Raw genomic sequence first — 22,113 nt, 5'->3', positions numbered from 1 at the left:
CTTGACATAAACACAGTATCTTGTGTTTATAAAAGTTAAATACATGCGGTAAGGTGTAGCAATTACACTTTACCGCTATTTTTTTTCTTTTTTCTGTTGCTAGTTCAAAAATATATTGTAATTTTACACCCAAAAATAAACACTGTAACATAAACAACTTAAAACACGTAAATGATGAAAGCACTAAAAGAAACGATGATGGGAATCAGCGTCATTGCGCTGATGCTCTCTGCATGTGCAGGTAGCCAACAGGCTTCAAAGCTCACAGTATCCGGTCTTGATCCTGCTAGATTTGACACAACGATCCAGGATAAGCCTGTGAAACTCTACACGTTGAAGAATGACAACGGAATGGAAGTATGTATCACGAACTATGGCGGGCGTGTAGTTTCTCTCTGCGTTCCTGATAAAGACGGTAAGCCTACCGATGTTGTTTTAGGTTTTGATAATATTGCCCAATATGCTGACACCATCAACACGCCTTCAGACTACGGATCAAGTGTTGGTCGTTACGCTAACCGTATCAAAGATGGAAAATTCACTCTCGACGGAATCGTATATCAACTTAAGAAGAATGATGGCCCCAACTGTCTGCATGGCGGTGGAAACACAGGTTGGATGCATCAGGTCTACGATGCAGAACAGATTGGAGACTCAATCCTTAAGTTGACCATTGTGGCTGCAGACAAAGAAAATGGCTTCCCTGGTAAGGTGATGGCTATCACAACTTACAAACTCACTGCTGATAATACCCTTGATATGACTTGGGAGGCAGAAACGGACAAGCCGACGATTATTAACCAAACGAATCATAATTATTATAATCTGAGTGGTGACTTCACTCAACCCGGATATGATATGATTCTCTATGTAAATGCAGACAATTTCACTCCAAGTGACAAGCTTTATATCCCGACAGGTGAGATCAAGTCTGTGGAAGGAACTCCCATGGACTTCCGTACACCGCATGCCATTGGCGACAGTATCCAGTCTCAGTATGACCAGATTCAGAATGCCACAGGTTACGACCACAACTTCTGTCTGAACACTTATAAGGACGGTAAAGGGGATGACAAACAGGTTTGCGCCAGCCTCTACTCTCCAAAGACAGGCATCTTCATGGAGATGTTCACAAACGAACCAGGTGTTCAGGTTTATTCTGGAAACTTTCAGGGTGTAGGTCCTGATGCCAAGATTGCTCGTAAGCACGGACTCACCTACCCCAAACACGTGAGTGTATGTCTGGAGAGTCAGAAATACCCCAACTCACCCAACCAACCTACATGGGTACAGCCTACACTGAACCCGGGAGAGAAGTATTACAGTCATGCTGCATATAAATTCAGTATCAAATAAAAACCTAAAATCATTAAAATAACAAACAATTATGGCATTATTAGATTGGATTGTCATTGGCGTCTTCTGCTGTGCGCTGATAGGCATTGTACTTTGGGTCGTCAGCCAGAAGAACGACAACTCGGCAGACTATTTCCTTGGTGGTAAGGATGCTACATGGATTGCAATTGGTGCATCTATCTTTGCGTCAAACATCGGCTCAGAACACCTGATTGGCCTCGCAGGAGCAGGAGCATCCTCGGGTATGGCCATGGCCCACTGGGAGATCCAAGGATGGATGATCCTAATCCTAGGATGGGTGTTTGTTCCTTTCTATACACGAAGCATGGTTTATACCATGCCTGAGTTCTTGGAGCGCCGCTACAATACACAGAGCCGCACTATTCTCTCCGTCATCTCACTGATAAGCTATGTTCTGACAAAAGTGGCCGTGACGGTTTATGCAGGTGGACTTGTGTTCCAACAGGTTTTTGGTATAGAAGAACTCTGGGGTATTGATTTCTTCTGGATTGCCGCTATCGGACTGGTACTTATCACCGCCATCTACACTATTTTCGGTGGAATGAAGAGCGTACTCTACACCTCCGTGCTGCAGACCCCGATCCTTCTGTTAGGTTCGCTGATTATCCTTGTCTTGGGTATGAAAGCCCTCGGTAGTTGGGATCAAATGCTCCAGCTCTGTGATGTTAAACCTAACTACGAAGGTGCCACAGGTACAATGGTCCATCTGATGCGTTCCAACAGCGACCCGCAGTATCCATGGCTGGGCGCCCTAATCGGATCTGCTGTCATCGGTTTCTGGTACTGGTGTACTGACCAATATATCGTTCAGCGTGTCCTTTCTGGAAAGAATGAAACTGAGGCCCGTCGCGGTACCATCTTTGGAGCCTACCTGAAGTTGTTGCCCGTATTCCTGTTCCTTATCCCTGGTATGATTGCTTTTGCACTCCATCAGAAATATGCAGGCGACGGTGGTTTCCTGCCTCTGCTCGCCGACGGTACACCTAATGCCGATGCAGCCTTCCCCACCCTTGTGGCTAAGATTCTGCCTGCAGGTGTGAAGGGTCTTGTGGTCTGCGGTATTCTTGCAGCCCTGATGTCATCACTAGCTTCACTGTTCAATTCTTCAGCCATGCTGTTTACCATTGACTTCTGGAAGCGTTTGAAACCCGAGACCTCAGAAAAGAGTCTCGTACGTATTGGACAGACGGCTACTGTCGTTATCGTAATTCTTGGTATCCTGTGGATTCCTATCATGCGTTCCGTAGGTAATGTACTCTATAACTATCTGCAGGATGTCCAATCTGTATTGGCTCCTGGTATTGCAGCAGCCTTCCTGTTAGGTATCTGTTGGAAACGTGCATCTGCCAAAGGTGGTATGTGGGGTTTGCTTTCAGGTATCATTATCGGTCTGACACGTCTGGGCGCAAAGGTATACTACAGCAATGCGTCAGATGCCGCTGACACCTGGTTCAAAGCCGTGTTCTACGACTTCAACTGGTTGTTCTTCTGCGGTGTAATGCTGATTGTCTGCTGCCTGATTGTTATTATCGTATCTCTCTGCACTGCCGCTCCTGATGAGCAGAAGATCCGAGGACTTGTCTTCGGAACCAGCACACCAGAGCAGCGCGCAGCTACACGAGCCAGTTGGAATCACTGGGATATTATCCACACTGTGATTATCCTTGGCTTCACTGTTGCATTCTACATCTATTTCTGGTAATCAACGAGCAATATGACCACTTTCTACGGTGAACATTCAAAAGTTTGGGTATCGGTTGACTGCATTATCTTCGGCTTTGACGAAGGAAAGTTACGCATACTGATTGGAAAACGTAAGATGGATCCCGGACGCGGCGAATGGAGCCTCTACGGAGGCTTCGTTCGTCACGACGAAAGCATCGACGAGGCCGCCAACCGTGTGCTCTTTGACCTTACCGGACTCCGAAATCTCTATATGCGACAGGTAGGAGCCTTCGGTAGTGTAGACCGCGACCCTGGCGAACGAGTCATCTCCATCGCCTATTACGCCCTCATCAACGTTAACGACTATGACGACCGTCTGCGTCGAGAGCATAGCGTAGAATGGGTAAATATCGACGAGATTCCCCATCTTTACTCCGACCACAATGAGATGGTACGTAAGGCACGAAAGATGATGCAACAGAAATTGGCACATGAGCCTGTAGGCTTCCGACTTCTGCCCAGCCTGTTTACGCTCACCCAACTACAAAAATTGTATGAGGCAGTAAATGGTTCTGAACTCGACAAGCGCAACTTCAGAAAACGTATCAAAGAAATGGACTTCATCGAGAAAACAGAACTGATTGACAAGACAGGCTCCAAACGAGGAGCCTATCTCTATCGTTTCAACAAAAGAGCCTATAACGAAGACCCAAATTTTAAATTGTGACAACAGATAGAAAGAATTATATAGAATATGTTAGAAGAACTGAAAGAAAAAGTATTCAAGGCAAACCTCGATCTCGTAAAGCACAATCTCGTGATCTTCACATGGGGTAATGTGTCAGGAATCGACCGTGAGAACGGACTAGTAGTCATCAAGCCTTCTGGTGTTGATTACGATGTGATGAAAGCATCAGACATGGTTGTGGTAGACCTCAAGACAGGCGAGGTCGTAGACGGTGAACTGAACCCGTCATCCGACACCCCGACACACCTCGTCTTATACAGGGCTTTCCCAGAACTAGGCGGTATCGTCCACACCCACTCTACCTATGCCACGGCATGGGCACAAGCAGGTAAGGACATCCCAAATATCGGCACAACACATGCAGACTATTTCCACGATGCCATTCCATGCACAGACGACATGACAGAAGCAGAGGTGAAAGGCGACTATGAGTTAGAAACAGGTAATGTGATCGTAAAACGTATTCATGCAGATAACATCAATCCTGTTCACACGCCTGGTGTACTGGTTAAGAACCATGGCCCATTCTCGTGGGGTAAGGATCCTGACAACGCTGTTTATAACGCCGTTGTTATGGAACAGGTTGCCAAGATGGCTTTCGTATCGTTCTCTGTGAACCCGCAGACCACGATGAACCCGCTTCTTATTGAGAAGCACTTCTCCCGCAAGCACGGACCCAATGCCTACTACGGTCAGAAGAAAAAGAAATAACATTAATAATAACTATTGACCCAAGCCCCAGATATGGTCATCCTTTCTATAAAGGGATAAGAGGGGGTATCTATTTATGATCAAAGCATTTGATAATTATGAGATTTGGTGGGTAACTGGTGCACAGCTTCTGTATGGAGGCGATGCAGTGGTTGCTGTAGACGGACACTCAAAGGAGATGGTTGCCGGACTAAATGAAAGCGGTAACATCCCCGTGAAGATTGTATATAAGGGCACAGCCAACAGTTCTAAGGAAGTAGAGCAAGTGATGTTGGCTGCCAATAATGATGAGAAGTGCGTGGGTATCATCACCTGGATGCACACTTTCAGTCCTGCCAAGATGTGGATCAAAGGTCTGCAGCAGTTGCAGAAGCCTCTGCTCCACTTCCACACACAGTACAACGCAGAGATTCCCTGGAGTGAGATAGACATGGACTTCATGAACCTGAACCAAAGTGCTCACGGTGATATCGAGTTCGGACACATCTGCACCCGTATGCGTATTGCCCGCAAAGTAGTGTGCGGCTACTGGAAGGATGAGAAGGCTCAGAAACAGATTGCCGTTTGGGCACGTGTGGCAGCAGGTGTGGCTGATGCCAAGAATGTTCGCTGCTTGATGTTCGGTATGAACATGAACAACGTTGCCGTAACTGATGGCGACCGCGTAGAGTTCGAACAGCGTCTGGGTTATCACGTAGACTACTACCCTGTCAGCTCTCTCATGGAATATTTCAAGAAGGTGACTGATGCAGAGGCCGATGCGCTCGTTGAGGAATACAAAAAGCTCTACACGATCAAGATCGACGAGAGCGGCGAACAGGTTTACTGGGAGAAGGTTAAGAACAGTGCCAAGGCAGAGATTGCTCTGCGCCGTGTACTGAAGGATGAAGGTGCTACAGCCTTCACCACCAACTTCGACGATCTGGGCGATGCCGATATCGATGCACCAGACTTCTGCGGTTTCGACCAGATTCCTGGTCTGGCTTCACAGCGTCTGATGGAAGAGGGCTACGGCTTCGGTGCCGAGGGTGACTGGAAGACAGCTTGTCTCTATCGTACCCTTTGGGTTATCCAGCAGGGCATGCCTACTGGTTGCTCATTCCTCGAGGACTACACATTAAACTTTGCCGGCGACCGTTCATCTTGTCTGCAGAGCCACATGCTCGAAATCTGTCCGCTGATTGCAACAGATAAGCCCAAACTTGAGGTTCATTTCCTCGGCATCGGTATCCGCAAGCAGCAGACAGCCCGTCTGGTATTCACCTCCAAGACTGGCCGTGGTATCAAGGCAACCGTTGTTGACCTTGGCAATCGCTTCCGTCTGATCTCTCAGGAAGTCGAGTGCATCGAGCCGAAGCCCATGCCTCATCTGCCTGTTGCTTCTGCTCTTTGGATTCCTCAGCCCACCTTCGAGATTGGTGCTGCAGCATGGATTCTAGCAGGTGGTACGCATCACAGCGCATTCTCTTACGACATTAACGAGGAATACTGGGAAGACTTTGCCGAGATGACAGGCATCGAGTATGTCCGCATCAACAAGCAGACCAACATCGCCGACTTCAAGCAGACGCTCCGCAATAACGAGGTATATTATATGCTGAATAAGGCGCTGAAATAATCATCTTAACACAGAGGTACAGAGACTTCCATAGAAGCAACTCTGTATCTCTGTGTTGATAAAAAAACGACTATGACAGCAAAAGAAACTATTCTGGCTGGAAAAGCCATACTGGGAATCGAATTCGGTTCCACGAGAATCAAGGCTGTTCTCATCGACGAGGATAATAAACCCATCGCACAAGGCTCACACGAGTGGGAGAATCAACTCGTAGACGGCCTTTGGACCTATTCTACCGAAGCCGTATGGTACGGACTGCAGGATTGCTATGCCGAGTTACGCAAAGATGTGCAGAAGCAATATGACTGTGAGATCGAGACGCTCGCTGCTATCGGATTCTCTGCAATGATGCATGGTTATATGGCCTTCAACGAAAAACAAGAGATCCTCGTACCCTTCCGTACCTGGCGTAATACCAACACAGGCAAGGCTGCAGCAGAACTCTCCAAGCTTTTCAACTACAACATCCCCCTCCGTTGGAGCATTAGTCACCTCTATCAGTGTATCCTCGACAACGAGGAGCATGTTTCCGACATCAAATACCTAACCACACTGGCAGGTTATGTACACTGGCAGGTGACAGGACAGTTTGTCCTTGGTGTCGGCGACGCATCAGGTATGATTCCTGTTGACCCCAAGACCAAGACTTACGATGCCACAATGGTTGAGAAGTTCGATAAACTCATCGCTCCGAAAGGTTTCTCTTGGAAGCTGCTCGACATTCTTCCTAAGTCACTTAACGCAGGCGAGAGTGCAGGTTTTCTCACTCCAGAGGGTGCTAAGAAACTCGATGCTTCTGGCCACCTGAAAGCAGGCATCCCCGTATGTCCTCCTGAGGGTGACGCAGGTACAGGAATGGTGGCTACCAACGCCGTGAAACAGCGCACAGGAAACGTCTCTGCAGGAACTTCATCGTTTTCGATGATCGTGCTCGAGAAGGAACTCTCAAAACCTTACGAGATGATTGACATGGTAACCACTCCCGATGGATCACTTGTGGCTATGGTTCACTGTAACAACTGCACCAGCGACCTCAATGCATGGGTAAACCTCTTTAAGGAATATCAGCAACTACTTGGTGTTCCAGTAGATATGAATGAGGTATTCGGAAAACTCTACAATAACGCATTGAACGGTGATGCCGACTGTGGCGGACTCGTATCCTACAACTATATCAGTGGTGAGCCTGTCACTGGACTTGCTGAGGGCCGCCCCTTGTTCGTGCGTTCTGCCAACGATAAGTTCAACCTTGCCAACTTCATGCGTGCTCACCTGTATGCCTCTGTCGGCGTACTGAAGATCGGCAACGACATACTGTTCAAGGAAGAAAAGATCAAGGTTGACCGTATTACCGGACACGGTGGTCTTTTCAAGACCAAAGGTGTTGGTCAGCGTGTTCTCGCTGCCGCCATCAACAGTCCGATATCCGTCATGGAGACTGCCGGCGAAGGTGGCGCATGGGGTATCGCCCTACTGGCCGGCTATATGGTAAGCAATCCCAACAAGCTTTCTCTCGCCGATTATCTGGAAGAGGTGGTCTTTGCGGGAAATACAGGAACATCCATTGCTCCAACCCCAGAAGACGTCAGCGGATTCGAGAAATACATAGAGAATTACAAGCGTGGTCTTGCCATTGAGCAGTGCGCTGTAGACAATAAGAAGTAAGGATAAGTGTGGGGAAAATTCCCCACCTATCCGTATTATAATATAAATATGGTATACAAAGTATGAAGAAACAGTTCCTTTTATTGATGATAGCTGCATTCTCCATGCCTGTAATGGCGGCAGACAATGTGAAGGCTACGGTTCATGCCGATCAGGGCGGAGCCAAGATTAACCGTGAGATTTACGGACAATTTTCAGAGCACCTTGGATCATGCATCTACGGCGGTCTTTGGGTGGGCGAAAACTCACAGATTCCCAATATCAATGGCTACCGCAAAGACGTATTCGAGGCTTTGAAGGCCTTGAAAGTGCCCGTACTCCGCTGGCCTGGCGGCTGTTTCGCAGACGACTATCACTGGATGGACGGAATCGGTCCAAAGGATCAGCGTCCCTCCCTGCGTAACAACAACTGGGGCGGTACCATCGAGGACAACTCTTTCGGAACCCATGAGTTCCTGAATCTCTGTGAGATGCTCGACTGCGAGCCCTATATCAGCGGTAACGTTGGTTCCGGAACTGTGAAGGAGATGGCTCAGTGGGTGGAGTATATGACCAGTGATGGTGATACGCCGATGGCCCGTCTACGCCGTCAGAACGGTCGCGACAAAGCCTGGAAGGTGAAGTACTTCGGTATTGGCAACGAGGCCTGGGGCTGTGGTGGAAACATGCGTCCTGAGTATTATTCTAACGAGTATCGTAAATTCAACACCTACCTGCGCGATCAGGGCAACAACAAGCTTTACCGTATTGCCAGTGGTGCCTCAGACTACGACTACAACTGGACCACGGTCTTGATGGAGAATATTGGTCGTCAGATGCAAGGTATTTCTCTGCACTACTACACCTGCACAGGATGGAACGGTCCTAAAGGCTCAGCTACGCAGTTTGATACCGATCAGTACTACTGGGCTTTGGGCAAGTGCCTGGAGATCGAAGAGGTCATTAAGAAACACAAGGCCATCATGGACGAGAAAGACCCCAAAAATACGATTGGCTTGCTCGTTGATGAGTGGGGAACATGGTGGGACGAGGAGCCTGGTACCATTCCTGGACACCTATACCAACAGAATGCCCTACGCGATGCTTTCGTGGCTGCACTGTCGCTCAACGTGTTCCATAAGTACACCGATCGTGTGAAGATGGCTAACATCGCCCAGATAGTGAACGTGCTCCAGTCAATGATCCTCACCGATCAGGAGGGTACGGGTCATATGGTGCTCACCCCGACTTACCATGTGTTCGAGATGTACACCCCGTTCCAGGAGGCCACCTTCCTCCCACTCGATCTGGAGAGTGAGACCGTCCAGTGCAGCAAGGAGTACTTCAAGGAGAAGGCAAAGACTGCCGACAACTCTACTCGTCCTTGTCCGCTACTCTCAGGCTCAGCCGCCAAGACCACTGATGGCAGCATCGTGCTGGCTCTGACCAATGTCAGCCTCGACAAAGACCAAACCATCGATGTCAATATCGACGGCTACAAGGCCAAGGCTGTTAGCGGCCGTATCCTCACTTCTAAGAATGTTGCCGACTATAACGACTTCCAGCATCCTAACACAATTGCTCCCAAGGAGTTTAAGGATGCGAAGCTGAAAAATGGTATTCTGACGGTGAAGGTACCTGCAAAATCGATTATCGTATTAAATATCAAATAACACTCATTATGAACGACAACAAGATTATGAACAAGGCAGCGGACAATATCCGTATTCTCGCTGCCTCCATGGTTGAGAAAGCCAAGTCCGGACACCCCGGTGGTGCCATGGGCGGTGCCGACTTTATCAACACTCTGTACAGTGAGTTCCTCGTCTATGACCCCGAGAATCCCGCATGGGAGGGTCGCGATCGTTTCTTCCTTGATCCAGGTCATATGGCTCCAATGCTCTACAGTCAGCTCGCCCTTATCGGCAAGTTCACTCTGGAGGATTTGAAGAACCTGCGTCAATGGGGTTCGGTAACTCCTGGTCACCCTGAGCGTGAGATTGAGCGTGGCATCGAGAACACCTCTGGTCCTCTCGGACAGGGTCATTGTTTTGCTGTTGGCGCTGCCATTGCCGCTAAGTTCCTGAAGGCTCGTCTGGGCAATGTCATGAACCAGACCATCTACGCCTACATCAGTGATGGTGGTGTGCAGGAGGAGATCTCACAGGGTGCTGGTCGTATTGCTGGTAACCTTGGACTCGACAACCTGATCATGTTCTACGACGCCAACGATATTCAGCTTTCTACCCGTACTGAGGTGGTGACCTGTGAGGATACCGCTAAGAAGTATGAGGCATGGGGATGGTTTGTTCAGAAGATCAACGGTAACGATGTTGACCAGATTCGTGAGGCCATTAAAAAGGCTCAGGCAGAGAAGGAACGTCCTTCACTCATTATCGGCCACTGCGTGATGGGTAAGGGTGCTCGTAAGGCCGACAACAGCAGCTACGAGAGTAACTGTGCTACTCATGGTGCGCCTCTCGGTGGCGATGCTTATATCAACACGATGAAGAATCTGGGTGCCGATCCTGAGAATCCGTTCCAAATCTTCCCTGAGGTACAGGAGTTGTACGCTAAGCGTGCCGAGGAATTGAAGAAGATTGTGGCTGAGCGCTATGCCGAAAAGGCTGAGTGGGCCAAGGGTCATCCCGTACAGGCCAAACAGCTCGAGGAATGGTTCAGTGGTAAGGCTCCGAAGATTGACTGGAGTAAGGTTGAGCAGAAGGCAGGAAGTGCAACCCGTAGTGCCAGTGCTGCCGTTCTGGGTCAACTCGCTGAGCAGGTTCCCAACATGATCTGTGCATCTGCAGACCTCTCTAACTCAGATAACACTAACGGCTTCCTGAAGAAGACTAAGGATATGGTGAAGGGCGATTTCAGTGGTGCCTTCTTCGAGGCTGGTGTCGCTGAGCTCACGATGGCATGCTGTTGTATCGGTATGGCACTGCATGGTGGTGTGATCCCCGCCTGCGGAACCTTCTTCGTATTCTCTGATTACATGAAGCCCGCCGTTCGTATGGCAGCCCTGATGGAGTTGCCCGTGAAGTTCATCTGGACGCACGACGCCTTCCGTGTAGGTGAGGACGGTCCTACCCACGAGCCCGTTGAGCAGGAGGCACAGATTCGTCTGATGGAGAAACTGAAGAACCACAGCGGCAAGAACTCCGTACTCGTTGTTCGTCCTGCCGATGCCGAGGAGACCACCGTCTGCTGGCGCATGGCTATGGAGAATGTCGACACACCTACCGCTCTTATTTTCTCTCGTCAGAACATTGAGATGCTGCCCGAGGGCAACGACTACAACCAGGCTACCAAGGGTGCCTATGTTGTTGCAGGTAGTGACGAGAACTACGACGTGATCCTGTTGGCTTCAGGTTCTGAGGTTTCTACCCTGGAGGCTGGTGCTAAGCTGCTCCGCGAGGATGGTGTGAAGGTACGTATCGTGAGCGTTCCTTCTGAGGGCTTGTTCCGCAGTCAGTCGAAGGAGTATCAGCAGAGTGTTCTGCCCGCAGGCAAGAAGAAGTTCGGTCTCACCGCAGGTCTACCCGTAAACCTCGAAGGTCTGGTAGGTGCCGACGGTACTGTATGGGGTCTTGAGAGCTTCGGTTTCTCTGCTCCCTACAAGGTGCTCGACGAGAAGCTCGGCTTCACAGGAGAGAATGTTTATAAGCAGGTAAAGGCTCTGCTGGGATAAATATTTAGACACAGAGGTACAGAGACACAGAGTAAGATGATCTCTGTATATCTGTATCTCTGTGTTGATTATTACATAAGACTATGGAAATAAAGACAGTAGGAGTTGCCTGCGACCATGCAGGCTTCGCATTAAAGAAATTCGTTCTCCAGTATCTGGAGGAGAAAGGCTACCCTTACAAGGACTATGGCACATGGAGCGATGCCTCCGTCGACTATCCCGACTTTGGTCACGCGCTGGCCGAGGGTATCGAGAGTGGTGAGGTCTATCCTGGCATTGCCATCTGTGGTAGTGGCGAGGGAATCTCAATTACGCTCAACAAGCACCAGCAGGTGCGTGCAGGTCTGTGCTGGATTCCTGAGATTGCCCATCTGATCCGTCAGCATAACGACGCGAATGTTCTTGTGATGCCAGGTCGTTTCATCGACAACAATATGGCTCGCAAGATCATGGACGAGTTCTTCACCGCAACCTTCGAAGGTGGCCGTCATCAGAAGCGCGTGGACAAGATTGCGATTAAGTGAGCAAAATGAAAATTCATTTTCATTTTCGAACGTGAGCAATCTCGACCAACGGTCAAGTTGCGATTAAGTGAGTAAAATGAAAGAGGCAAATAATGTTCTGGCGGATTCGGAAATCCGCCAGAACATTTTATTATATATCATACTTGTTCTTACGTTTATCAGCCTTACGAGGCTGAGAAGGATGGAACCCCATGTGAGGTGTTTTCACCCCTTGATAGCCAGCATGCCGCTGACGGATCTTTGAGACATAGTCGACGGTCTCACTTCCCCGCATATAACCATATTTCACCAACGGATCATTATAATACTGTGGTGAGGCCAGTTTCAGGACATACGTTGACACGTCAGCCCAGCGATGAGGATTACGTCCATCTCGCTTGGCCAACTCCATCGCATCACGGATATGATGGGTACCTCCATTATAGCTGGCCAACACAAAGTTGGTACGCTCATAGTGATCGCGTATGTCTGCGAAAGCTTTTTGCAGCTCCGCGATATACTTAACAGCAGCTGCAATATTTGTCTCTGGATCATAGAGCTTACTTCGAGGAACACCCAGATGATCCGCTGTGCCAGGCATGATCTGCATCAGTCCCTTCGCACCAGCGAACGATACCGCTCGTGGATCGAAAGTCGACTCCTGATAGCATTGGGCGGCCAGCAAGCGCCAGTCCCAACGGATATCGCGGCTATATGTCATGAAATAATGGTCGTAATGAGAGACGATGCCACCTTTGGCATCAAGCATCGGCGAGAACACACGTCGACGTACCTTCTTGGTGGTGAGCAATGCCGTCTCTTCCTTTCTCACCTCTTCGATCAGTGAGGGGCGATACCAGCCTTTGAACTCCTCTGACAACTCTTGTTTCTCCTTTCCGACTTGTATATGGCCTGGTGTAGCCCATGCCACGAGATCCACTTCGTCCTCCTCAAGCCTACGGGCCAGTTCGATACTGTCACGACACACCTCCACCCGCAGACGCACACCGAGAGAGTCGGCAAAATGCTGACAAATCAGATACTGCGTACCAAGCTGCTTGCCATGATAATCGTAATAAGTCTGCGGCCCACTGAGCGTAGCCATAATCAGTTCACCGCTCGTCTGGATATCAGGCAGATCGAACTCCTCAGTGACAGTGACGGAGTCGAGTACCGAGCCATAGGGCGTAACCACCCGCTCCCGTTTAGACGAGCAGGAGGCAAGCATAAAAAGCATCCCTAAAACTGCAAGAATATTCAAAAACCTCATCATCCGTCAAGAATATCTATCAAAAACGCTGCAAAAGTACGGATTTTCTTGCACATTCACACATTTTTGAGTAAATTTGCACACATTTTAATCAGACTTTAACGATATGTTACGTATTGCAGTACAATCCAAGGGACGTCTTTTCGACGATACGATGAATCTGCTGAGTGAAGCAGACATCAAGGTCAGTGCATCGAAGCGTACCCTTTTGGTCCAGTCATCAAATTTCCCGTTGGAGGTGCTATACCTTCGCGATGATGATATCCCTCAGAGTGTAGCCAGCGGTGTGGCAGACATCGGTGTGGTTGGCGAGAACGAGTTCGTAGAGCGCGGCGAGGATGCCGACATCATCTCACGACTCGGTTTCTCCAAATGCCGTCTGTCACTTGCCATTCCCAAAGAGATCGACTATAAAGGTGTGGAGTGGTTCAATGGCAAGAAGATAGCCACCTCCTATCCTGGCATCCTCAAGCAGTTCATGCAGGAGAAAGGAATCAATGCCGAGATTCATGTCATCACAGGTAGTGTAGAAATCAGTCCAGGCATTGGTCTGGCCGATGGTATCTTCGATATCGTCAGCAGCGGTTCCACCCTCGTCAGCAACAACCTCCGCGAGGTTGAGGTGGTGATGCGTAGTGAGGCACTGCTCATCGGCAACAAGAAGCTCTCCGACGAGAAGCGTGCCATCCTGGAGCAGATGCTCTTCCGTTTCAAGGCCGTGAAGGATGCTGAAGACAAGAAATATGTACGCATGAATGCGCCCAAGGCCCGTCTGCAGGAGATTATCGACGTACTGCCAGGTCTGAAGAGTCCCACCATCATCCCTCTGGCCGATGAGGAATGGTGCTCTGTTCACACCGTACTCGACCAGAAACAGTTCTGGGAGATTATCGGCAAGCTGAAGGAGATGGGCGCACAGGGCATCCTCGTGACCCCGATTGAGAAAATGATATTATAAGCATTACACAGACCAAGAAGATGAATATCATCAGATATCCGGAGAAAAGTGAGTGGAACAAGCTTGTGGAACGTCCGCATCTGGATGTGTCGCAGTTGAACGAGACAGTAGCCGCAGTACTCGCCGACGTCAAGAAACGTGGCGATGATGCCGTCAAAGGCTATGAATTGAAGTTCGACCATGTCGACCTGCCCTCAATCGTCGTCACTGACGAAGAGATGCAGGAGGCAGAGACGAAAGTCAGTCAGGAACTGAAAGAAGCCATCCAAATGGCCCATGACAACATCCTGGCATTCCACGAGTCACAGCGTTTCAGAGGAAAGAAGGTGGAGACCCGTGCTGGCGTGACCTGCTGGCAGAAGAGTGTCGCCATCGAGAAGGTTGGTCTCTATATCCCAGGAGGTACAGCCCCACTCTTCTCTACTGTTCTGATGCTGGCCACTCCAGCAAAGATCGCAGGCTGCAAGGATATCGTACTGTGTACGCCTCCCAACCGCGAGGGCAAGGTGAATCCCGCCATTCTTGTGGCTGCCCGTATCGCAGGTGTGAATAAGATCTTCAAGGCTGGTGGTGTGCAGGCTATCGGAGCGATGGCCTACGGCACAGAGTCAGTACCAAAGGTATACAAGATTTTCGGACCAGGCAACCAGTATGTCATGGCAGCCAAGCAGCAGGTCAGCCTGCACGATGTGGCCATCGATATGCCTGCAGGTCCGTCAGAGGTCTGTGTCATCGCCGACGAGACCGCCAATATCGAGTTCATCGCCGCCGACCTGCTGTCACAGGCAGAGCATGGCATCGACTCACAGGTGTTCCTCATCACGACATCCGAGCAGGTCATCCTCGACGTACAGGCTGAGGTGAACCGTCAACTCGAACTGCTCCCACGCAAGGAGATTGCCGCCAAGGCCTTGGAGAACAGTCGACTGGTTCTGGTACACGACCGTAAGGAGGCCATCGAACTGTCCAATGCCTATGCGCCTGAGCATCTGATTATCCAGACGGCCGACTATGAAAAGCTGGCAGAGAAGGTCATCAACGCAGGCAGTGTGTTCCTCGGCGAATATGCCTGTGAGAGTGCTGGCGACTATGCCAGTGGCACGAACCATACCCTTCCCACCCACGGATATGCGACCGCCTACAGTGGGGTAAACCTCGACAGCTATTGTCGTAAGGTGACCTTCCAACACCTCACGGCAGAAGGTATCCAGAACATAGGAAAAGCCGTTGAACTGATGGCTGCTGCCGAACAGCTCGATGCACACAAGAACGCGATGACCGTAAGAATAAACAGTTTGAAATGAAACCTTTACAAGAACTAGTTCGACCAAACATATGGGCACTGGCACCCTATAGCTCTGCCCGCAATGAGTATGCAGGGCGCGAGGCACGCGTGTTCCTCGATGCCAACGAGAACCCCTACAACCAGCCTTTCAACCGCTACCCCGATCCGCTCCAACTGGAGTTGAAGGAAGCCCTCTCTAAGGTAAAAGGCGTATCTGCCGAGAACATCTTCCTCGGCAATGGTAGTGACGAGCCCATCGACCTGGCATACCGTTGCTTCTGTCAACCAGGTATCGACAATGTCGTCGCCATCGAACCAACCTATGGTATGTACAAGGTCTGTGCAGACATCAACGATACAGAGTACCGTCCCATCCTGTTAGACGAGCACTACCAGATAACGGCCGAAAAGCTGTTGGCTGCCGTCGACGAGCACACGAAGATCATCTGGCTTTGCTCTCCCAACAACCCCACAGGCAACAGTCTGCGACGTGAGGAGATCGTCAAGGTGATTGAAGGCTTCGAGGGAATCGTCATTGTCGACGAGGCATATAGCGATTTCTCGGCAGTCACACCGTTGCGCTCAGAACTGTCCCAATATCCCAACCTGATTGTGCTGAACACCATGTCTAAGGCATGGGGATGTGCAGCCATCCGACTCGGTATGGCTTTCGCCTCAAAGGAGATTATCGCCATTTATAATAAGGTGAAATACCCCTACAACATCAACCAGCTCACACAGAAACAGGCATTGGAGGCACTGAAAGACCCCTACGAGGTAGACAACTGGGTGAAGATTCTCCTACAGGAGCGAGGCAGAATGGTCGACGCTTTCGCACTGCTTCCCATCTGCGAGAAGGTATACCCCACAGATGCCAACTTCTTCCTGGCCAAGATGACAGATGCCCAGAAGATCTACGACTACCTTGTCGATCGGGGTATCATCATCAGGAACCGCAACCGTGTACAGCTCTGTAAGGACTGTCTGCGAATTACCATTGGAACGAAAACGGAGAACAACGAACTCCTCGCTGCCCTCCGTCAGTATTAATACAGAGTCCCCTCCCATTCAGAGGGGATTCTTCTATTTCTTCGCTTTCTTGGCCAACTTCTCCGCTCTCAGTTGGGCCTTCGTGGCCTTCACCTGAGCTTTCTCGGCAGCAAGACGCGCCTTGTCTGAACCATCAATAGCAGCCTTCTCTGCAGCCTTCTGCGATCTGGCAATAGCTTTCTCCGCATCCTTCTGAGCCTTGTTGGCAGCCTTCACCGCATCATTGTGTTTCTTGATGGCACGCTCCTTTTTCTTGGCCTCTTTCTCGGCCTTCTTCTGAGCCTTTTCTTTCTTCTCAATAGCTTTCTGCTGCTTCTTAGCGGCCTTCTCTGCCTGGAGGGCAGCCTGCTGCTCCTGCTGCTGCACCGGATTAGTAATCACATCCTGAGCATATGCAACTGTGCACCAGCTCGTCATGGCCAAAACAACCATCATCATCAAAATCTTTTTCATAAGTCAAATCAATTTAATGGTTCTAATATACTACTATTTATATCCAGAAACGACTTGCTTCAACTCGTTTCCAAGTGCAAAGATAATGAAATCCATGCATAGAACAAAGAGATTTTGTTCTTTTTATGATGTTCCTCTTAGAAAACTTTTACTTTCCCCGGAGGAAAGTCGGACTTTCCTCCGAGGAAACTGTCACTTTGCTCCGACCCTTTTTGACAACGACACAGATACGGGAGCCATTGCGAACAAAGAACAATTCCTGATGCTGCATTTGTCCAATTGTCCAATTGTCCAATCAAGGCTGAAAAAATTCAAAAACCACCACGAATTATTCGTATCTCTCGGTTATTTTCCGTACTTTTGCACTCGTAAAAAGAATGAAGAAGATTATCTTGTATATCACCCTGCCCTTCATCGGGCTGATGATTGCCAATCTGTATATCCGCAAGCCTGCCTATACGGGCATGCGCCTGAGCACAGACATCGCATCGCACATGCTGTTCGACAGTACGCTGACGGTGCCATCGGCCATCGACGATGAATTGCGCTATTACTTCGAGCGGCATAACGTGGAGGACGAGGGCTATGAGATGGTTGTGGCATTTGCCAATGGCAGACGGCACCTCGTAGAGGTCAGCTCCTACGTGCCCGTGCGAAACATCGGCACCTGGAGAGATTACCAACGTGAGGGGTCGGCACTCCTCCTCGACGCTGAAGGAAGAACTATCATAGGAACCTGTCATGCCGACACCGTAGAGACGGGTGTCCGTATCGACTCCATAGGTACCTACATGGGTGACTTCAGTCAGATAAAGGCTCACGGACACGGTGCCTACTATCGTCCCAACGGAGACTATGCCGAGGGGCACTGGGAAGATGACCGTCAGCACGGGTTCGGCCTGGAGCTGTTGCAGCCCGACAACGGGGAGCCTCATCTGCGCGTGGGCGACTGGACCACAGGACGGTTCATGGGCGAGCGCATGAGATATACCACTGAACGTATCTACGGCATCGACATCGCGCGCTACCAGCATGGCAAGGGACGGAAGGTGTTCCCCATCCGATGGGATCAGATGCGCATCACCTGGCTCGGCAAGAAAGGCAGTCGTAACGTGAGCGGCACCGCCGACTACCCTGTATCGTTCCTGTATATCAAGTCGACCGAGGGTACCACCGTCCGCAACAGATACTATGCAGGCGACTACGTGCAGGCACGGAAACACGGCATCCGTACGGGCGCCTATCACTTCTGGTCGGTACGCACCACTGGTGCAGATCAGGCTCGCTTTTTCCTGCAGAACACCCGTTTTAGCAAGGGCGACCTGCCGCCTGTGCTCGACGTGGAGCCCAGCGACGCACAGATACAGCAGATGGGCGGCATCGAGAGGATGTTCCAGCATATCCGTGTATGGATGAACATGGTACAGCGCAGAACGGGCGTACGCCCCATCTTATACATCAACCAGATGTTCGTGAACAAGTACCTCTCACTGGCTCCGGACATCAAGCGCGACTACCGCGTGTGGATAGCCCGTTACGGGGAGTACAAGCCTGATGTACGACTGACCTACTGGCAGCTCTGTCCTGATGGCAGGGTGGCCGGCATCCACGGTGAGGTGGACATCAACGTATTCAACGGCTACAAGAGTCAGTTTGAGGAATTTCTTGAAGAAGAAACAATAAAATAAACACGAAAAATATGTATTTTACAGGTATCACCATCGCACTCATGACTTTCCTGGCTATCGGCATCTGGCATCCGATTGTCATCAAGACCGAATATTATTGGGGCACTCGTCCGTGGGTGGTCTATCTGCTAGTGGGCATTGCCTGCTGCGCCACCGCCCTGTTTGTAGAGAATGTCTATGTATCGTCGTTCCTCGGCGTGTTTGGCGCCTCTGCTCTCTGGGGCATCGGCGAACTGTTTGCCCAGAAACGACGCGTAGATAAAGGCTGGTTCCCCATGAACCCGAAACGTAAGGACCAATACCCCCAGAAAGATGAAGACCCTACTGATACTCGTGGGTAAGACCACCGACAAGCATTTCCAGGCAGGCATCAGTGACTATGTGGAGCGCATTGGTCACTACATGCCTTTCGAGATCGTGACCATCCCGGAGTTGAAGAACACGAAGAGCCTGTCGGAGGAACAGCAGAAGACGGCTGAGGGTGATCTGATACTCAAGCAGACGCAGCCGTCTGACACGGTGGTGCTGCTCGACGAGCACGGCAAGGAGTTCCGTAGCATCGAGTTCGCCCAGTGGCTCGAACGGAAACGGAACACGGCACGACGGCTCGTCTTCGTCGTAGGAGGTCCCTACGGTTTCTCGCCTGCCGTCTATGCCCGTGCCAACGAACAACTGTCGCTGTCGAAGATGACCTTCTCGCACCAAATGATACGACTCGTGTTTACGGAACAGATATACCGGGCCTGCACGATCATCAAGGGTGAGCCCTATCATCATGAATAAACATTCAACAAAACAGACAAAAAGCACAGTTTTTCCCGATTTTATTTTGTTATTCACGCAATTTACACTACCTTTGCAGCGCTGAGGGAACAAGACCCCACTTGTCAAGGGGTACCGTCAGTAAGATAAATTGCATAGGAATATGAAAGTAATGAAATTCGGCGGAACGTCCGTAGGTTCCGTAAAAAGCATTCTTAGCTTGAAAAAAATTGTGGAGACAGAGGCTCGGACGCAACCTGTCGTAGTAGTAGTAAGTGCACTTGACGGCATCACCGACAAACTGATCGCCACATCGAAGATGGCCAAGCAGGGCGATGAGCACTATCGTGAGGAATTCGACGCGATGGTGACACGCCACCACCAGATGATCGAGGCCATCATCTCTGATGACAAAAAGCGCATAGACTTATTCAACAATGTAGATCAGCTCTTCGACCAGTTGAAGAGTATCTTCTACGGTGTGTACCTGATCCACGACCTGTCGAAGAAGACCGAGGACACCATCGTGTCGTACGGTGAGCGCCTCAGTTCGCATATCGTGGCAGCGATGATCAAGAACGGTGTGCGCATGAACAGTCGTGACTTCATCCGTACGGAGAAGAAACAGGGCAAGCATGTGCTCGACACAGAGCTGACGACCCAGTTGGTGAAGGAGACGTTCAAGGATCTCAACGACAAAACGGTGTATGTCGTGCCCGGCTTTATCGCCAGAGACCGTGACAGTCACGAGACCACAAACCTGGGACGTGGCGGTTCGGACTATACGGCGTCGATCATTGCAGCTGTGCTGAACGCCGACGTGCTGGAGATCTGGACGGATGTCGACGGTTTTATGACTGCCGATCCAAAGGTCATCAAGAGTGCTTATACCATCAATGAACTGTCGTATGTAGAGGCGATGGAGCTCTGTAACTTCGGCGCTAAGGTGATCTATCCGCCGACCATCTATCCCGTCTGCATCAAGAATATACCCATCAAGGTGAAGAACACCTTCAACCCTGAGCATCCGGGTACACTGATCAAGGATCATATCGAGAACGACCAGAAGCCCATCAAGGGTATCTCGAGCATCAAGGGTACCACCCTGATTACCGTGACGGGTCTGTCGATGGTGGGTGTGATCGGTGTGAACCGCCGTATCTTCACCACCCTGGCCAACAAGGGCATCTCCGTGTTCATGGTGTCGCAGGCCTCTTCAGAGAACTCGACTTCTATCGGTGTGCGCGACGAGGATGCTGACGCTGCCGTAGAGGTGCTGAACGCAGAGTTCGCCAAGGAGATCGAGACAGGAGCTATGTTCCCCATGCAGGTGGAGAGTGGTCTGGCCACCATCGCCATCGTGGGCGAGAACATGAAGCAGACACCAGGTATCGCTGGTAAGCTGTTCGGTACACTGGGCCGTTCTGGTATCTCTGTGATTGCCTGTGCCCAGGGCGCCTCCGAGACGAACATCTCGTTCGTAGTTGACGGGAAGTTCCTGCGTAAGTCACTCAACGTGCTTCACGACTCGTTCTTTCTCTCTGAATACAAGGTGCTCAACATCTTCATCTGCGGTATCGGTACCGTAGGTGGCATGCTGCTTGAACAGATCCGTACCCAACAGCAGTTCCTCATGCAGTCACGTCGTCTGAAGTTGAACGTGGTGGGTATCTCGGATGTCGATAACTTCGTACTCGACCGCGACGGTATCGACCTCGACAATTACGAGAAAATCCTACGTGCAGGCTATCCTGCCAATACAGACCATATGCGCGACGAGATCGTGAAGATGAATATCTTCAACTCGGTCTTCGTAGACTGTACCGCCAGCAAACAGATTGCTACGCTCTACCAGACATTCCTGGAGCATAACATATCCGTGGTGGCAGCCAACAAGATTGCCGCATCAAGCGACTATGACAGTTACCTGAAACTGAAGCAGACGGCTCGCGACCGTGGCGTGTGGTTCCGCTATGAGACGAACGTAGGTGCCGGTCTGCCTATCATCGGCACCATCAACGACCTGTGTAACTCGGGTGATAAGATTCTGAAGATTGAGGCGATCCTCTCTGGTACGCTGAACTTCATCTTCAACGAGATCGCGGCCGACGTGCCCTTCTCTGAGACAGTGCGCCGCGCCAAGGAGCAGCGTTACTCCGAGCCTGACCCACGTATCGACCTGAGCGGTACGGATGTGATCCGTAAGCTCGTCATCCTGACCCGTGAGGCTGGCTACAAGGTGGAACAGGAGGATGTAGAGAAGCATCTCTTCGTGCCTGACAGTTACTTTGAGGGCAGCATCGACGACTTCTGGAAGAGACTGCCTGAGTTGGATGCCGACTTCGAGGCACGCCGCAAGGTGCTCGAGGCCGAGGGTAAGCGCTGGCGCTTCGTGGCCACGATGGAGAACGGCAAGACCAATGTGGCCTTGAAAGAGGTTCCGCAGAGTCATCCGTTCTATCCTCTCGAAGGCTCTAACAACATCGTGTTGCTCACCACTGAGCGTTATAAGGAGTATCCGATGCTCATTCAGGGCTACGGTGCAGGAGCAGCCGTAACTGCAGCTGGTGTATTCGCGAACATCATGTCAATTGCAAACATCTAAAATGATGAATTATCGTGCAAGCCGAAGGCAGAAAGCTTGCTTTATGCTGAGGTAAAGCCGATGATGCATAAAAACGAAGTTT

The 22,113-nt window shown here is 50.4% G+C and carries 18 protein-coding genes; 16 read left to right on the top strand and 2 right to left on the bottom strand.

Annotation, left to right across the window (positions count from 1 at the left end; all coding sequences use genetic code 11):
- The first annotated feature begins 174 nt into the window (after nucleotides 1-174).
- The 9 genes from BLU99_RS00605 to rpiB all read left to right on the top strand — a co-directional run bounded on the left by BLU99_RS00605 (nucleotide 175) and on the right by rpiB (nucleotide 11,981).
- Entirely contained in the window at nucleotides 175-1,356 is a 1,182-nt protein-coding gene (locus tag BLU99_RS00605) for an aldose epimerase family protein (RefSeq protein WP_091899898.1), read from the top strand.
- A gap of 31 nt (nucleotides 1,357-1,387) precedes the next feature.
- Entirely contained in the window at nucleotides 1,388-3,079 is a 1,692-nt protein-coding gene (locus BLU99_RS00600; RefSeq protein WP_091899254.1) for a sodium:solute symporter, read from the top strand.
- Between the two features lie 12 nt (nucleotides 3,080-3,091).
- On the top strand, nucleotides 3,092-3,769 hold the full coding sequence (locus BLU99_RS00595; RefSeq protein ID WP_091899253.1) for an NUDIX hydrolase: 678 nt from the start codon (nucleotides 3,092-3,094) through the stop codon (nucleotides 3,767-3,769).
- 27 nt (nucleotides 3,770-3,796) lie between these two features.
- Nucleotides 3,797-4,501: an L-ribulose-5-phosphate 4-epimerase gene (locus BLU99_RS00590; RefSeq protein ID WP_091899252.1), complete on the top strand. Its 705-nt coding sequence runs from the start codon at nucleotides 3,797-3,799 to the stop codon at nucleotides 4,499-4,501.
- A 76-nt stretch (nucleotides 4,502-4,577) separates the two neighbouring features.
- On the top strand, nucleotides 4,578-6,119 hold the full coding sequence (araA, locus tag BLU99_RS00585; RefSeq protein WP_091899251.1) for an L-arabinose isomerase: 1,542 nt from the start codon (nucleotides 4,578-4,580) through the stop codon (nucleotides 6,117-6,119).
- 72 nt (nucleotides 6,120-6,191) lie between these two features.
- The gene (locus BLU99_RS00580) at nucleotides 6,192-7,784 is read left to right on the top strand and encodes a xylulokinase (RefSeq protein ID WP_091899250.1); all 1,593 of its coding nucleotides are present in this window, start codon (nucleotides 6,192-6,194) and stop codon (nucleotides 7,782-7,784) included.
- Nucleotides 7,785-7,846: 62 nt separating this feature from the next.
- Nucleotides 7,847-9,436 (top strand): alpha-N-arabinofuranosidase, encoded by a 1,590-nt coding sequence (locus BLU99_RS00575; protein ID WP_091899249.1) that lies wholly within the window; start codon nucleotides 7,847-7,849, stop codon nucleotides 9,434-9,436.
- Between the two features lie 8 nt (nucleotides 9,437-9,444).
- Nucleotides 9,445-11,457 carry a transketolase family protein gene (locus BLU99_RS00570; protein ID WP_091899248.1) on the top strand — a complete coding sequence of 671 codons (2,013 nt, stop codon included), beginning with the start codon at nucleotides 9,445-9,447 and terminating at the stop codon, nucleotides 11,455-11,457.
- Nucleotides 11,458-11,540: 83 nt separating this feature from the next.
- Nucleotides 11,541-11,981 (top strand): ribose 5-phosphate isomerase B, encoded by a 441-nt coding sequence (rpiB, locus tag BLU99_RS00565; RefSeq protein WP_091899247.1) that lies wholly within the window; start codon nucleotides 11,541-11,543, stop codon nucleotides 11,979-11,981.
- Between the two features lie 130 nt (nucleotides 11,982-12,111).
- Here the strand turns inward: rpiB and BLU99_RS12405 are convergent, their stop codons facing one another.
- Nucleotides 12,112-13,197, bottom strand: coding sequence for an MltF family protein (locus BLU99_RS12405; RefSeq protein ID WP_304441963.1), 1,086 nt, complete (start codon nucleotides 13,195-13,197; stop codon nucleotides 12,112-12,114).
- Between the two features lie 139 nt (nucleotides 13,198-13,336).
- On the opposite strand from BLU99_RS12405, the gene hisG reads away from it, so the two are divergent.
- The 3 genes from hisG to hisC are packed head-to-tail and all read left to right on the top strand — an operon-like array spanning nucleotide 13,337 to nucleotide 16,523.
- On the top strand, nucleotides 13,337-14,188 hold the full coding sequence (hisG, locus tag BLU99_RS00555) for an ATP phosphoribosyltransferase (RefSeq protein ID WP_091899245.1): 852 nt from the start codon (nucleotides 13,337-13,339) through the stop codon (nucleotides 14,186-14,188).
- A 20-nt stretch (nucleotides 14,189-14,208) separates the two neighbouring features.
- A complete protein-coding gene (gene hisD / locus BLU99_RS00550; protein WP_091899244.1) occupies nucleotides 14,209-15,492 on the top strand; it encodes a histidinol dehydrogenase in 1,284 nt (427 codons plus the stop codon).
- Nucleotides 15,489-16,523, top strand: a complete 1,035-nt coding sequence (hisC, locus tag BLU99_RS00545) for a histidinol-phosphate transaminase (RefSeq protein WP_091899243.1) — start codon at nucleotides 15,489-15,491, stop codon at nucleotides 16,521-16,523. Before hisD ends, hisC begins: the two co-directional genes overlap by 4 nt.
- Before the next feature lie 33 nt (nucleotides 16,524-16,556).
- Here the strand turns inward: hisC and BLU99_RS00540 are convergent, their stop codons facing one another.
- Nucleotides 16,557-16,976 (bottom strand): hypothetical protein, encoded by a 420-nt coding sequence (locus BLU99_RS00540; RefSeq protein WP_091899242.1) that lies wholly within the window; start codon nucleotides 16,974-16,976, stop codon nucleotides 16,557-16,559.
- Nucleotides 16,977-17,353: 377 nt separating this feature from the next.
- Between BLU99_RS00540 and BLU99_RS00535 the strand changes: the two genes are divergently transcribed.
- The 4 genes from BLU99_RS00535 to thrA all read left to right on the top strand — a co-directional run bounded on the left by BLU99_RS00535 (nucleotide 17,354) and on the right by thrA (nucleotide 22,031).
- Nucleotides 17,354-18,664, top strand: coding sequence for a GH25 family lysozyme (locus tag BLU99_RS00535; protein WP_091899241.1), 1,311 nt, complete (start codon nucleotides 17,354-17,356; stop codon nucleotides 18,662-18,664).
- A gap of 11 nt (nucleotides 18,665-18,675) precedes the next feature.
- On the top strand, nucleotides 18,676-19,005 hold the full coding sequence (locus BLU99_RS00530) for a DUF4491 family protein (protein WP_091899240.1): 330 nt from the start codon (nucleotides 18,676-18,678) through the stop codon (nucleotides 19,003-19,005).
- The gene (rlmH, locus tag BLU99_RS00525) at nucleotides 18,977-19,447 is read left to right on the top strand and encodes a 23S rRNA (pseudouridine(1915)-N(3))-methyltransferase RlmH (protein ID WP_091899239.1); all 471 of its coding nucleotides are present in this window, start codon (nucleotides 18,977-18,979) and stop codon (nucleotides 19,445-19,447) included. The genes BLU99_RS00530 and rlmH overlap by 29 nt, the downstream gene beginning before the upstream one ends.
- A gap of 142 nt (nucleotides 19,448-19,589) precedes the next feature.
- Entirely contained in the window at nucleotides 19,590-22,031 is a 2,442-nt protein-coding gene (thrA, locus tag BLU99_RS00520) for a bifunctional aspartate kinase/homoserine dehydrogenase I (protein ID WP_091899238.1), read from the top strand.
- Nucleotides 22,032-22,113 lie beyond the last annotated feature (82 nt).

The sequence above is a fragment of the Prevotella sp. lc2012 genome (assembly GCF_900107065.1).
In the GTDB taxonomy this organism is placed as follows: Bacteria; Bacteroidota; Bacteroidia; order Bacteroidales; family Bacteroidaceae; genus Prevotella.
The sequence above is the reverse complement of the archived record's forward strand: the minus strand, read 5'-3'. Positions and strand labels throughout refer to the sequence as shown.